Genomic DNA, 12908 nt, shown 5'->3' with positions numbered 1-12908 from the left:
TTCAATGTCGCGCTTTGGTATTTAAAATCAAACCAACTACGCCTAAATCGCCTAAATCCCATAAATGTCGTAAACAAAGTTATATCTGTACTTCGCCGTCGACAAAGACCTTCAATTCCCCTCCGCCAAACTGTATCCAAACTTCATTCGTCGTCAACGGAGAAGTCACGATCACGGCGACCCGATCTTTTGGCGTGGTCACCTGAGAAAAATCCACGGTGACGTCTTCATCCGATAGCTTCGCTTCGGCAAACGGAAACTGCCGGATGATGTAATACAAATTGGTGGAGCAATGGGCAAATAGGGCTGACCCGTCCGACAGCATCATGTTAAATGTGCCGTGCTCGGCAATCTCTGTGGTCAGCTCCTGCAACGCCGTCGTTAATTGCGCGGTGGAGGGCAAATTTTCGCCGAAACGTAATCTCAACTCCTGCAAAATATAGCAAAACGCCAATTCGCTATCGGTATTGCCGACTGGCCGAAACGCACCGTTTAGTTGGGGCGCAAACGCTTTAAGATCACCATTGTGGGCGAACACCCAGTAGCGGCCCCAAAGTTCACGCACGAACGGATGACAGTTTTCCAGCGCAACTTGCCCCTGGGTGGCCTTGCGAATATGCGCGATAACGTTTTTTGATTTAATCGGACAGCGACGGATTAAATCCGCCACCGGGGAGGCAACGGCGGCCTGGTAATCAACAAAATGGCGAACGCCATTGCCTTCAAAAAAAGCAATTCCCCAGCCATCGCTATGATGGTCGGTCTGACCGCCACGGGTCGAAAATCCGGTAAAACTAAATACAATGTCGGTGGGAACATTGCAATTCATTCCAAGTAACTGGCACATGGTTTCAGATCAAGAAAAGGAATAAAAAAAGGAATAAAGCCCGCCTTACAGCGGTTCAACAAAGCAAAAACAGGCCTATAACGTTACCACGTGAAAGTTATGCCAAAAAAAAGAAATATCACCGGTGGTCACCATTGATATGAAGCATGATTTTATGCGCAATTTTACGGGCTATTCAGGCCTGTTTCGATGGAAGGCTATTCCAACAGCGACATCCCTTTCCTCTGCTTCAGTATCCGACCGTAAAGCGCTCACGCATATGTTGCGGATGCTCTAATTCGTCCACCAGCGCTATTGCGTAGTCTTCCATGGAAATATGGCTGAGGCCTTTTTCATCACTGAGTAACTGGTCGTGACCGAGGCGAAATTGGCCGGTACGTTCGCCCGGCGCAAACAGCGCGGATGGGGATAAAAAGGTCCATTCAAGCGTCGTTTCTGCACGGAGGTCTGCCAGAAACTGGGTCCCCGGAACGGCTTCTCCACGGTATTCTGCAGGAAAATCCGGGCTATCGAGCAAGATCAGGCCCAGTGCGATTTCTAAACTGGCAGCCCCGCCGACTACGATCAGGCGCTTAAGACCCGCTTCCTTTAACGCTTGCACCAGAGGCGCCGCTGTTAATACGCGAAAATTAGCCGCGCTGACAACCGCATCGTGCCCTTTGATCAGTTTTGCAAGTTGTTCCGGTTTGGTGGCATCGCCTCGCACAACTGCAACTCCTGCAATGGTATTAATTTTTTCCACCGACCGCACAATACCCGTCACAGTGTGTCCGCGCCGCAACGCTTCGGTGGCAACGCGTGAACCGACGCGGCCGGTGACGCCAATGATAGCAATCTTCATGATGGATTTCCTTTCGTTATGGGAGTCGGATTGACGTTGGTCAATACGTATCCCAGGTGGTTATTAAAAGTAACCAGTATAATTAATTGAAACTGCAACGCAAGAAGGCACTTTAATGGGAGATAGGAACATGGACGTAACTGCAGTATCGCCCTTTGAGGGCTTGGATCAAGCAATTCCACGCGGCAAAGGGCGCCCCGCTGCGCGCGAAGACCACCCCTGTCCGATTCGCGATGTCCTGGATCGAATCGGTGACGCCTGGAGCGTGCTGGTGGTGATCACACTGGAAAAAAAACCGACGCGCTTCAATGCCCTGAAACGACAGGTTGATAACATCTCGCAGCGCATGTTAACGGTAACGTTGCGCCATCTGGAGCGCGATGGTCTGATCTCGCGCACAGTGATTCCCAGCACCCCGCCGCAGGTCGAATATGCGCTGACGCCGCTCGGCTATTCTCTTTGCACACCGCTGCAGGTGTTGGCCGACTGGGCCGGCGGTAATCAAACGGAGATTCGCGGTGCTCGGCGCCAGTACGATAATGGTCTTCCGAAGTAGCAGTTCAGGTGCGTCTGATAACGTCACATTTTAATGATTTGGAGCAAGGCCTCATGGATCAATTGGCAGCGATGCGCGCATTTCGGCGGGTGGTGGAGTTTGGCAGTTTCACCGCAGCGGCGGCCGAGCTGAACCAGTCGCATACGATCGTTTCGCGGCAAATACGTCAGCTTGAAATCCTGTTAAGCGCGCAATTGCTTAATCGCACCACGCGTCGCTTCGCGCTTACCGAGGCAGGGCAGGCGTATTACGAACGCTGCAAACAAATACTCGATCAGGTGGATGATGCGGCCCAGGCGATCGCGTCCCATCAGGCGCGTCCCTCCGGTGTTCTGCGGATCAACGCGCCGCAAGCCTTTGGCACCATGGAACTGTTAAGCTGGTTACCAGCCTTTATTTTAGAGAACCCCGAGTTACGGGTTGATCTGGTGTGCAACGACCGTTACGTTGATCTGATTGAAGAGGGCTTCGATGTTGCGCTGCGTCTGGCGCATGCTCTGGATGACTCTACCTACATCGCCAAACGTCTGGCAAAGAGCGAACTCTTGCTGGTAGCGTCTCCAGACTATTTACGACAACATGGACTCCCGCAACAACCGAGGGATTTGAAGGAACATAATTGCCTGACGTATTCTCTGGCCTCGAAGCCAAACGATTATATTTTTACTGCCGCGGATGGAACCTTGCATCCGGTCGTGGTCCGTGGAAATTTGCAAGCCAATACCGGCATTGCACTTCGGTCGGCGGCGCTGGCTGGCTTAGGTATCGCGGCTACGGCGTCTTTTATTGTGCATGAAGATTTGCAGCGCGGTGCTTTGGTACGGGTATTGCCTACATTTGCTTTGAGACCGCGGGAGTTGTATGTCCTATATCCACAAAATCGCCACATGTCGCCAAAGGTGCGGGCTTTTGTTGCTTTTGCCAGTGAGTGGTATCGGACCCCACGCTGGGGCTGATCAGGCTGCTCAGGTTGAGCACCCGGCGAGAAGCGCTCTTTTATCCATCTACGATTGCCCGATTTTTACCACCAGAAAATCGATAAACGTTCTGACCCGCGCTGACAGATTATGGCGGCTCGGGTAATAAGCAAACAGGTCCGCCGGGGGTAACGTGAACCCCGGCAGCACCAGCTGAAGTCGGCCGCTCTCAAGATATTTGGCCAGATCCCACTCCGACCGGATCAAAATACCATGACCGTCAAGCGCCCATCCGAGCACAATATCGCCGTCGTTGCTGGAGAGCGCCCCGTGCACCTTCACCACTTCGGTTTTACGATTTCGGGTGAAGCGCCAGATACCGTAAGCGTCATCGTTCTGACGATGAATAATGCAGCGGTGTTTTGACAAATCGGCCAAGGTCTGGGGCTCGCCGTGTTGTCGCAGGTAACTCGGCGCCGCACACAAAAAGCGCTGATTCGACATGATGCGGCGTGCGCTAAGCCGGGTATCGGGTAACGCGCCAAAGCGAATTGCCAGATCAAAACCTTGATCGACCAGATCAATAGGCCGGTCTGTCAGCTGTAGTTGAATTTCTACCTCAGGATAACGTTGTGCAAACTCAGACATCAACGGCGCGACAGTGGTGCGCCCGAATCCCAGTGTTGCATTCACGCGCAGTAATCCGCGAGGTGCCGCGCGGTTGCTGGCGACCAGATCGTCCATTTCGCGGATTTCGGCAAGAATCCGGGTCGCATGTGAAAGATAAATCTCTCCTTCGCTGGTGAGGCTAACCCGACGCGTGGTGCGATTCACCAGCCGCACGCCCAGACGTAGCTCCAATAACGCCAGGCGTTTGGTTACGGCTGGCGGTGTGATGTCGAGTTCACGCGCTGTTGCGGAAAGGTTGGCGTGTTTAGCCAGCAATACGAAGAAGACTAATTCCGACGAGGCATCTATTTTCATTGTTCACCTAAGGTGAATAGTGGTGTTAATGTAAGTGAATTATAGGCTACCTGGTCCTTGGTATGCTGGGATCGCTTGATACTTAAGCCAATGACAGCGGCGGCGCAAGAGCGGCCAGCTGCGGACAGCTAAATAACGAATGCCCATCAGGAAATGCAGACCATGAAAATTGTTGAAATCCGCGAAAAAACCATCGCCATCAGTTCCCCTATTCGCAATGCCTATATCGACTTTAGCAAGATGACGTTAAGTCTGGTCGCGGTGGTGACCGATGTCATCCGTGATGGAAAGCCGGTGATCGGCTATGGCTTCAATTCTAACGGCCGCTACGGTCAGGGCAAGCTCATGCGTGAGCGCTTCATACCGCGTCTTCTTGAGGCTGCACCGGAGAGTCTGATCGCAGAGAGTGGCAATAATTTTGATCCGCACAAGATCTGGAACTGCATGTTCACCAACGAAAAACCGGGCGGCCATGGTGAGCGGTCGGTGGCAATCGGTACCATCGATATGGCGGTCTGGGACGTGGTGGCTAAAATTGAGGGCAAGCCGTTGTTTCAGCTGCTGGCGGAGCGTTACGGTAACGGCACCCCTGATAAAAATATTTTTGTTTATGCAGCGGGCGGCTATTATTATCCGGGTCAGAGTCACGACAAACTCAAAGACGAAATGCGCAGTTATATTGACCGTGGTTATACCGTCGTTAAAAAGAAGATCGGCGGGGCATCGCTGGACGAAGATTTGCGTCGCATCGATTCGATCATGAGCGTATTACAGGATGGACAAAAATTGGCGGTCGATGCCAATGGTCGCTTTGATCTTGATACAGCCGTCGCCTACGCCAAAGCGCTGTCTCAATACGATCTTTTTTGGTATGAAGAAGCAGGCGATCCGCTCGACTTCGAACTGCAAGCGACGCTGCGCAACTACTATAAGAATCCGATGGCAACCGGCGAAAATTTGTTTTCGATGCAGGATGCACGTAACCTGATCCGCTACGGCGGCATGCGCGCAGATCGTGACTGGCTGCAATTCGATTGTGCGCTGAGTTACGGACTGGTTGAGTATCTGAGGACATTGGATATGCTGCATGAACACGGTTGGTCATCCAAACGCTGTATCCCGCATGGTGGACATCAGATGTCGCTCAACATTGCCGCAGGGTTGGGTTTGGGCGGCAACGAGTCCTATCCCGATCTGTTTCAGCCTTTTGGCGGTTTTCCGGATGGCGTTAAAGTCGAAGGCGGCTATATCACCATGCCGGAACTGCCGGGAATTGGGTTCGAGGGCAAAGCCGATCTTTACGCTGAGATGAAAAAGCTGATGGAATGAGGATGAAGGCAAAACGACCATAAAAACGACCGCAAACCGAAACGATTCTGCGGTCTTTTGTTTCCATGGTATATCGCTGCTTTGCTATAACCTCGCCATCACCGCACGCTGTTGCTGTGTCACCCCGCCATAACCATACGCCGCTGCGCGTGCGTCGTGCACGTGCACATAACTTTCATGATGGAGTTCGCCCAGCAGGTTTCCCATTGATTTAAACACTGCGGCGATGTAAGCGGCTTTTTCGTCTGCGGTATTGGTCTCATCGGTCACCCGAATATCTAAAAAGAAGCTAACTTTTTGCTGGATCGACAAGCTTTCACCGCCGACGAACCAATGAGCCGGATCAATATGTGAGATGGCGATGGAAGTAAGCGCCGGTTTCTTATGCAAAATTTCGGCGGTTAATTGCGAAAGCGCCTGCGCAACATTGGCCGAGGTGGCAGGGTTCGGAGCGGTTGATAAAAGTACGGTCAATATGGGCATGATGTGCTTTCCAGGATGATGGCAATAATCAGGTTGATGCATCTCACGACAAAACAGTCGTCCGCTCAGGCCAATCTTGTTGCTGAGCTGGAAGCGCTACTTTAGCGAACCGACAGCGTAAAACAAAGTAGTTCGTGAGCACATGTTTTGTGTGTAAACTGCACGGATTCAAGCTATCAACCGGTAATAACCCATCGGTAACAACCCGAAAGGCTGTGGCAGTTGAACAGGAAGTTGACCTTCCCCGGCATAGGCGTTGCCGACTATTTTGGCTGTCGGTCGGGATTTGTCGGAATACATGTATGAGCGAAGCGAGTTGGTATTTCGACCCGACTGATAGTCGAAATCGAACCCGAATATTCAACCGGGTTTTGAGATGGAATTGTGTCAAACCGGTAACGGGCTGGGCGGCTTAATTTCCTCCAGGCAAACCATCGATTTAACCCCGGCAACGCCCGGCACCTGCATCAAGCGGTCGGTCAAAAATCCGGACAATGACTTGAGATCACTCGCCACCACTTTGAGCAAGTAATCAAAATCGCCGGAGATGGTATAGCACTCCAGAATTTCCGGAAATGCGCGAATTGCTTTTTCAACCTTACGGACCTGTTTGAATTGCTCACGGGCGATGTTCAGGCTGACAAAAGCTGTCACCCCCAATCCGATTACAGCCGGTTCCACTTGCGCCGCGTAGCCGCGAATAATGCCCTCTTTCTCTAATCGCTGGACGCGCCGATAGCATTGCGGTGCCGATAGATTTACCTGATCCGAGAGCTCAACATTTGAGGCCCGTCCATTGGCCTGCAATGCACGTAATAAAATCCGGTCATATCTATCCAAATTTTCCATTACTATCCTCATTCATGCAAGAATCGTGCGTTTAAGTGTAGAACCATGCTTCATTATGCACATTTATTTTTGTCGGTTGTGTTTATCATGTATTTATAAACAGTGACCGGAGAACACCATGAAAAATCCTGCCATCGCATTAGAAAATCGCTATTGCGCGCACAATTATGCCCCTTTGCCTGTCGTCCTTAGCAGCGGGCGCGGGGTCTGGCTGGTGGATGACACCGGCAAACATTACCTTGACATGATGTCCGCCTACTCTGCGGTCAGCTTCGGTCACAGCAATCCCATTTTAGTGGCAGCGTTGACCCGTCAGGCAAACCGACTGGCCGTGACTTCCCGTGCGTTTTATACCGATCAGCTCGGCGCTTTTTTACAGCTTCTTTGTGAAATGACCGGACAACCTAAAGCATTGCCGATGAACAGTGGCGCAGAAGCGGTCGAGACCGCCCTCAAGGCTGCACGCAAGTGGGGCCACAAGGTCAAAGGAATTGCTGATAACAGCGCCGAGATTATCGTCTGCAAGGGTAACTTCGGGGGTCGGACCACCACCATCATCGGTTTCTCCTCCGAGCAGCAATATCGCGACGGTTTCGGTCCGTTCGCCTCCGGCTTTGTTTCGATACCTTTTGGCGATGCAGCCGCGCTGGAGGCAGCGATCACACCCCGCACAGCTGCTTTTTTGGTCGAACCCATTCAGGGGGAGGGGGGCATTATTGTGCCGCCGGATGGCTATCTTGCTGCGTGTAGGGAAATTTGCACACGGCATAACGTCCTGTTGATCTGTGATGAGGTGCAAACTGGCCTGGGTCGGACGGGAAGGCTGTTGGCTTGCGACCATGAAAATGTCGTGCCGGATGGTCTGATTTTGGGTAAAGCGTTAGGCGGGGGATTGTTGCCAGTCTCCGCATTTTTAGCCCGAGAAGACGTCATGAACGTATTTACCCCCGGCGACCACGGCAGCACTTTCGGCGGCAATCCTTTAGCCGCCGCCGTCGGCCATGCCGCGCTGTCGCTGTTACGCGATGACCACTTAGCCGCAGCGGCAGACCGGATGGGACATCGTTTGCAAAGTGGCTTGCGCGCAATGTCGCATCCCGCAATTCGCGCTGTGCGTGGTAAAGGCTTGCTGATTGGCGTAGAACTTGATCCTGCGATTATTTCGGCCCGCGCATTTTGTGAAATATTACTGGAACTGGGCATGCTGTCCAAAGATACGCACGAAACAGTGGTGCGATTTGCGCCGCCGCTGACGATCAGCGCAAGCGAAATTGATACCGGATTGAACATCATTCGGCAAGCGTTCGCAGCAATACCGACACTCGCCTCGCCAGCGGAAAGGAGTTATGCATGAACTATTCCTTAGGGGCCATGCATCAATTCGCGCAAGCCAATATGGGAAACAGCGAAGTGACCAAGGACAATTTTGTGCCGTCTTTCAGCATCAAAAAATCCACATATCTCATGTGTGCGCCAGACCACTTTGAGGTTTCCTATGTCATTAATCCATGGATGGCTGGCAATGTTGCGCATGCAGATCACACTATTGCTCAGCAACAATGGAATGTGCTGGTCAGCGAAATCTCATCTATTGCCAACGTTCAGCGCATTAATGCTAAGGTTGGCGTGCCGGATTTGGTATTTACCGCCAATGGTGGCGTAGTGCGCGGCAACAAAGTAGTGTTATCCAGATTTCGCCATGTCGAACGTCAGGCCGAAGAAATCCATTTTGAACAGTGGTTTACCGCACACGGATTTGAAGTATTGAAACTGGCACCGGATTTGCCATTTGAGGGAGCCGGTGATGCTTTACTGGATCGGCATGATGACTTGATGTGGTTCGGTCACGGCCATCGCTCTGATCTGGCCTGCGCGGAACCGTTGGCACGGATGCTCGAAGTAGAAGTGCAGCCATTGCGTTTGGTCGACCCTCGGTTTTATCATCTTGATACGTGCTTTTGTCCACTTGAGGGCGGCGAGGTGATGTATTTTCCTGACGCTTTCGATGCCGCTTCGCAAGCGGTCATTGCGGACCGTGTACCAGCCCATCGACGCGTCATCGTCAGCGCAGAAGACGCGTTGGATTTTGCCTGCAATAGCGTCAATTGCGGTGCGCATATTTTCCTTAACCGTGCTTCAAAAGCGCTGGTTTCATCGCTTGTGCAGCGAGGCTACACGGTGCATCAAACGCCGCTCACGGAGTTTCTCAAAGCGGGCGGTGCCGCTAAATGTCTGACTCTGAAGCTCAATGAACCCGTTTCGATGGTGGAGCAAATGACCTTGGCGTCCGAGAAGCCAGCAATTTGCGGTTAGCCTCAACGTTCGCTCTCTCGTTCCCTGCATTTACGCTCGCCAACGCTTCGCTTTAGATTTCGCTTTAGGCTTTATCTTCGGGGGCCAGACATAGAGCAGGCAAATCTTACAAGTTCTTGTCAAATTCCAACATACGGGAAAATTCTACCTATTAACTTGCATTATGATAGTTGCTATCGTACAGTAACAACATGCCGCAAGCAAATTGCAAACAATGTCCAAAATTCGTGGGCGCGTTGCCTACCCCTCAACTGAAACATCAGGAATCCGATCATGAAAATCAAAGACTCAGTTGCCTTTGTCACTGGTGCCAATCGTGGGTTGGGACTCGCCCTTGTCCATGAATTGCTGGCGCGTGGTGCCAGCAAAGTCTACGCTGGCGTGCGCGTCCGGCCAGCATCAATCTGCCGGGTGTAATCGCCGTCAAGCTCGATGTGACCAATGCAGAAGAGGTCGCGGCGGCGGCTGCGCAATGTGGCGATGTCACATTGTTGATTAATAATGCCGGCATCGCCAGGTTTGTCAGTTATCTCGATCCAGCCGCCATCGACACCGCGCGTGAGATTATGGATGCAAACTATCTGGGCCCGATCCGCATGTGCCAGGCATTTACTCCTGTTTTGGCCAACAACCACGGTGGTGCCATCATCAACATCCTATCGGTGGCAAGCTGGGTTAACGCGCCGGAATTGTCACTATATGCGGCGTCGAAGTCTGCTGTGTGGGGCTTCACCAACGGCTTGCGTACGTACGTGCGCGCTCACGGTACGCAGGTATTGGGTTTGCACGTCGGCTTCATGGATACCGATATGACTGATGGTCTGGATTTTCCTAAGGTAAGCCCGCAGCAGGTTGCGGTGCAAACGCTGGATGGTCTGGAAGCTGGTCTGGACGAGGTACTGGCAGATGACATCACTCGCAGCGTTAAGCAAGGTCTCTCAAGCGGCATCTATCTGGCACCTCTCCAGCGTTAAATACCGGATTCGCCAATACACAACGTAAAGTAAAGCAACGCAACACAGCGCACAACAGGCCAGCCCGCTTCAGGCTGGCTTGATCAAATTATTTTTCCCTTCGGCTATTAGTAGATAGCGCGCTAACACACTTGAAACAGGTGTGGCCGCGACAATCAACGCTGATACGCATCCCTTCCTGATCTCCTACGAGCAAACGGGAAATTACCTGATTCCATTTTCGACAACAGTCGATAGAATTGTGTCACTGGCATTACCTTCATCGGCGAAATTATTTTGATGCGCGATGGAGTTTATTGCAGCGTATTTTCCAAAACTACAGTGGTGGCAACCACGCAATTTCATTGCATTCGACTTGATAGGAATCAAGCCATGGATCAGAAAATTGAAAATACGTTATCGACCAATAAAGTCGTCAGTCCCGACGATATCAACCATTTTTTCGGCGCAATGCCCAGCGTCGATGTAACTACTATGTTAAAGGCGCTGATCGCCGCTGGGCTGGATCAATTACCGATGCCGGGGCAGGGTGACACAATCGCGCGCTGGAGAATATTGGCCGCAGTCGCAGCGCACAATCTTAGTCTGCTTAAACTCTATGAAGGCCACACCGACGCGCTTGCCATTTTGCATGAAATAGGCGGCTTTGCGACACCGGAGAACAGCGTGTGGGGAACCTGGTGTGCAGAGCCGCCGGACGCACGCGTCCTTTTACGCGCGGACACAACATCAACCGAAGTGCGCCTGAGTGGCAGGAAAGCCTGGTGTTCGGGCGCAAAGGACATCAGTCACGCGCTGGTCAGTTGCTGGAACATTGCAAGCGAACCCTGTCTGGCCGCGGTGCAACTGGACCAACCCGGAGTGACCATCACATCGGACGGTTGGCACGCCGTCGGTATGGCCGATAGCGCTAGCGTGGACACGCTGTTCAAGAATGCAAAAGCGGTACAAATCGGGTTGCCGCATGCGTATCTGCGGCGGCCTGGATTTTGGCATGGCGGCGCTGGTATCGCAGCTTGTTGGTTTGGCGCTGCGTCGGCGCTGGCTGCCGCGCTCCACCAACAGCTACGCCAGTTGCCACCTACAGTTGCGGCGGACCCATATCGTCTGCTCCATCTGGGGAGCATCGACGTTGCGCTGACAGCTGCTGCAGCCGTAATGCGAGAGTCAGCCGAGGCCATCGATCGGCGCCCCGAGATTGATGGCATGTTGCCGGCGTTGCGGGCGCGCCTGGCAGTGGAAGCCGCGGCAACAGCGGTCCTTGCCGCAGCCACCCGGGCGCTGGGTGCAGGACCGCTGTGCCGTGACGCCCAGTTTGCCCGCATGGCAGCAGATTTGCCCGTTTTCTTGCGTCAAAGCCACGCAGAACGTGATCTGGCGCAATTGGGAAAGGTCATCGCCGGAAAGATCCAGCCATGGCCGCTTTGAATACCAAAAAACTTACGCAACCAGGCAACGTGGCGCCCCGCATCGAAGGTCGCGGCACCCCCGACGCCGACTGGCAGCGCTGGGCTGGACTGCAACAGGTACGCAATATTTCGTTGTCGGAGTTGGTCCCGCAAGGTGTTCGTGTATTGATTATCGCGCCGCATCCGGATGACGAGGTACTCGGGTGCGGCGGTTTGTTGCAAATGCTGGCAGCCGGCGATTACGAGATCACGTTGATCGCGGTAACCGACGGCTCCGCAAGTCACCCGGGATCGCGCATCTGGTCCCCCGAACGCTTGGCGTGGGTGCGACCTGCTGAGACAACTGAAGCCCTGCAGAGACTGAGTGTAGACGACATTAAAGTGGTCCGTGCCAGGATTCAGGACGGGAATGTAAAGCGGTATCAAAGGCCGCTCGCCGCCCTCATAGCGCGCCTGGCGCAACCTGACGACGTTATTTTTAGCACCTGGCGCTATGACGGACACCCCGACCATGAGGCCACTTACCGTGCTGCAGTCGCCGCCGCCTTGCATTGCGGGGCACGTCTGATTGAACTGCCTATCTGGATGTGGCATTGGGCGCGTCCCGGCGATCCGCGTATTCCCTGGCATCGCATGCGCCGTCTGGCGCTGGACCAACCGGTGATCGAACGCAAAAGGGCAGCCGTCAGGTGTTACCGCAGCCAGCTCGAAAGCGACGATTCCACCGGATCCGGGCCGATTCTACCAATCCATGTCCTTGAGAGATTGCTCCATCCGCAAGAATTTTATTTTCTCTGATGATGAAAAACCTTTCCGACATTGCGCATTTCGAGCGCTTATATCAACAGGATGCCGATCCCTGGCAGCTGCAGCAGCGCTGGTATGAGCAGCGCAAACGCGCACTGACACTGGCCTGCCTGCCGCAACCCCGCTACCGCAGTGCTTACGAACCGGGCTGCGGAAACGGAATGATGACCGTCGCGCTGGCGCAGCGCTGCGACCAGCTGATTGCCAGCGACGGTGCGCCCACCGCCGTGCAGTTGACCAAAGAGCGGGTATTGCAGGAAGCGCCGCACGCCAGTGTCAGCGTTGAGCAGCATGCACTTCCTGGCCAGTGGCCACAGCAGCAATTCGACCTGATTTTAATAAGCGAAATTGCCTATTATCTCGCTATACCAGCCTTTAGGGAGTTACAGGCGAAAGCCGTCGTATCACTTGCTCCAGGAGGAACACTTATTTTATGCCATTGGCGCGGCGTGTTTGAAGACCGTGCGCAGCCCACCGAGGCGGTTCACGGCGCTTTTCACGATGATCCGGCATTGCATAGTCTATGTCGTTACGAAGATGCGGAGATTTTGATCGAAGCCTGGTCCAACAGCGCGTGATTTGCGCATGAAGGGAGAAAA

General features: G+C 53.2%; 13 protein-coding genes and 1 pseudogene. 9 read left to right on the top strand and 5 right to left on the bottom strand.

Features of this window, described 5'->3' with window-relative positions:
• Positions 1–79: 79 nt before the first annotated feature.
• On the bottom strand, positions 80–847 hold the full coding sequence (locus tag JQN73_RS07805; protein ID WP_205322518.1) for a class II glutamine amidotransferase: 768 nt from the start codon (positions 845–847) through the stop codon (positions 80–82).
• Positions 848–1076: 229 nt separating this feature from the next.
• Entirely contained in the window at positions 1077–1688 is a 612-nt protein-coding gene (locus JQN73_RS07800; RefSeq protein WP_205322517.1) for an NAD(P)-dependent oxidoreductase, read from the bottom strand.
• Positions 1689–1818: 130 nt separating this feature from the next.
• On the opposite strand from JQN73_RS07800, the gene JQN73_RS07795 reads away from it, so the two are divergent.
• Together JQN73_RS07795 and JQN73_RS07790 are read left to right on the top strand one after the other, a co-directional pair.
• Positions 1819–2244, top strand: coding sequence for a helix-turn-helix domain-containing protein (locus JQN73_RS07795; protein WP_205322516.1), 426 nt, complete (start codon positions 1819–1821; stop codon positions 2242–2244).
• A 53-nt stretch (positions 2245–2297) separates the two neighbouring features.
• A complete protein-coding gene (locus JQN73_RS07790; RefSeq protein ID WP_205322515.1) occupies positions 2298–3200 on the top strand; it encodes a LysR family transcriptional regulator in 903 nt (300 codons plus the stop codon).
• A gap of 48 nt (positions 3201–3248) precedes the next feature.
• Here JQN73_RS07790 and JQN73_RS07785 read toward each other — a convergent pair whose 3' ends face one another.
• Positions 3249–4145 carry a LysR substrate-binding domain-containing protein gene (locus tag JQN73_RS07785; RefSeq protein WP_205322514.1) on the bottom strand — a complete coding sequence of 299 codons (897 nt, stop codon included), beginning with the start codon at positions 4143–4145 and terminating at the stop codon, positions 3249–3251.
• Between the two features lie 162 nt (positions 4146–4307).
• Between JQN73_RS07785 and JQN73_RS07780 the strand changes: the two genes are divergently transcribed.
• A complete protein-coding gene (locus JQN73_RS07780) occupies positions 4308–5474 on the top strand; it encodes a mandelate racemase/muconate lactonizing enzyme family protein (protein WP_205322513.1) in 1167 nt (388 codons plus the stop codon).
• 84 nt (positions 5475–5558) lie between these two features.
• Here JQN73_RS07780 and JQN73_RS07775 read toward each other — a convergent pair whose 3' ends face one another.
• On the bottom strand, positions 5559–5957 hold the full coding sequence (locus tag JQN73_RS07775) for a 4-oxalocrotonate tautomerase family protein (RefSeq protein WP_205322512.1): 399 nt from the start codon (positions 5955–5957) through the stop codon (positions 5559–5561).
• A 387-nt stretch (positions 5958–6344) separates the two neighbouring features.
• Positions 6345–6806, bottom strand: coding sequence for an Lrp/AsnC family transcriptional regulator (locus JQN73_RS07770; protein ID WP_205322511.1), 462 nt, complete (start codon positions 6804–6806; stop codon positions 6345–6347).
• A gap of 118 nt (positions 6807–6924) precedes the next feature.
• On the opposite strand from JQN73_RS07770, the gene rocD reads away from it, so the two are divergent.
• The 6 genes and pseudogenes from rocD to JQN73_RS07740 all read left to right on the top strand — a co-directional run bounded on the left by rocD (position 6925) and on the right by JQN73_RS07740 (position 12887).
• Positions 6925–8160: an ornithine--oxo-acid transaminase gene (gene rocD / locus JQN73_RS07765; RefSeq protein WP_205322510.1), complete on the top strand. Its 1236-nt coding sequence runs from the start codon at positions 6925–6927 to the stop codon at positions 8158–8160.
• Positions 8157–9119 carry a dimethylarginine dimethylaminohydrolase family protein gene (locus tag JQN73_RS07760; RefSeq protein WP_240162469.1) on the top strand — a complete coding sequence of 321 codons (963 nt, stop codon included), beginning with the start codon at positions 8157–8159 and terminating at the stop codon, positions 9117–9119. The genes rocD and JQN73_RS07760 overlap by 4 nt, the downstream gene beginning before the upstream one ends.
• A 273-nt stretch (positions 9120–9392) precedes the next feature.
• Positions 9393–10093, top strand: a pseudogene (locus JQN73_RS07755) (SDR family oxidoreductase).
• A 372-nt stretch (positions 10094–10465) separates the two neighbouring features.
• Positions 10466–11521 carry an acyl-CoA dehydrogenase family protein gene (locus JQN73_RS07750; RefSeq protein WP_205322509.1) on the top strand — a complete coding sequence of 352 codons (1056 nt, stop codon included), beginning with the start codon at positions 10466–10468 and terminating at the stop codon, positions 11519–11521.
• Positions 11509–12300 carry a PIG-L deacetylase family protein gene (locus JQN73_RS07745; RefSeq protein WP_205322508.1) on the top strand — a complete coding sequence of 264 codons (792 nt, stop codon included), beginning with the start codon at positions 11509–11511 and terminating at the stop codon, positions 12298–12300. Before JQN73_RS07750 ends, JQN73_RS07745 begins: the two co-directional genes overlap by 13 nt.
• On the top strand, positions 12300–12887 hold the full coding sequence (locus JQN73_RS07740; RefSeq protein ID WP_205322507.1) for a bifunctional 2-polyprenyl-6-hydroxyphenol methylase/3-demethylubiquinol 3-O-methyltransferase UbiG: 588 nt from the start codon (positions 12300–12302) through the stop codon (positions 12885–12887). The genes JQN73_RS07745 and JQN73_RS07740 overlap by 1 nt, the downstream gene beginning before the upstream one ends.
• Positions 12888–12908: the final 21 nt, after the last annotated feature.

The sequence above is a fragment of the Glaciimonas sp. PAMC28666 genome (genome assembly GCF_016917355.1).
GTDB lineage: Bacteria > Pseudomonadota > Gammaproteobacteria > Burkholderiales > Burkholderiaceae_D > Glaciimonas.
Note: the sequence above shows the minus strand (reverse complement) of the source record. Positions and strands in the feature narration are given on the sequence as shown.

What these genes read in the sequence shown, in the direction of transcription:
- JQN73_RS07785 (WP_205322514.1), bottom strand. Translation starts at nt 4,145, where the DNA reads ATGAAAATAGATGCCTCGTCGGAATTAGTCTTCTTCGTATTGCTGGCT.
- JQN73_RS07750 (WP_205322509.1), top strand. Translation starts at nt 10,466, where the DNA reads ATGGATCAGAAAATTGAAAATACGTTATCGACCAATAAAGTCGTCAGT.
- JQN73_RS07800 (WP_205322517.1), bottom strand. Translation starts at nt 1,688, where the DNA reads ATGAAGATTGCTATCATTGGCGTCACCGGCCGCGTCGGTTCACGCGTT.
- JQN73_RS07790 (WP_205322515.1), top strand. Translation starts at nt 2,298, where the DNA reads ATGGATCAATTGGCAGCGATGCGCGCATTTCGGCGGGTGGTGGAGTTT.
- JQN73_RS07770 (WP_205322511.1), bottom strand. Translation starts at nt 6,806, where the DNA reads ATGGAAAATTTGGATAGATATGACCGGATTTTATTACGTGCATTGCAG.
- JQN73_RS07745 (WP_205322508.1), top strand. Translation starts at nt 11,509, where the DNA reads ATGGCCGCTTTGAATACCAAAAAACTTACGCAACCAGGCAACGTGGCG.
- JQN73_RS07780 (WP_205322513.1), top strand. Translation starts at nt 4,308, where the DNA reads ATGAAAATTGTTGAAATCCGCGAAAAAACCATCGCCATCAGTTCCCCT.
- rocD (WP_205322510.1), top strand. Translation starts at nt 6,925, where the DNA reads ATGAAAAATCCTGCCATCGCATTAGAAAATCGCTATTGCGCGCACAAT.
- JQN73_RS07760 (WP_240162469.1), top strand. Translation starts at nt 8,157, where the DNA reads ATGAACTATTCCTTAGGGGCCATGCATCAATTCGCGCAAGCCAATATG.
- JQN73_RS07805 (WP_205322518.1), bottom strand. Translation starts at nt 847, where the DNA reads ATGTGCCAGTTACTTGGAATGAATTGCAATGTTCCCACCGACATTGTA.
- JQN73_RS07740 (WP_205322507.1), top strand. Translation starts at nt 12,300, where the DNA reads ATGATGAAAAACCTTTCCGACATTGCGCATTTCGAGCGCTTATATCAA.
- JQN73_RS07775 (WP_205322512.1), bottom strand. Translation starts at nt 5,957, where the DNA reads ATGCCCATATTGACCGTACTTTTATCAACCGCTCCGAACCCTGCCACC.
- JQN73_RS07795 (WP_205322516.1), top strand. Translation starts at nt 1,819, where the DNA reads ATGGACGTAACTGCAGTATCGCCCTTTGAGGGCTTGGATCAAGCAATT.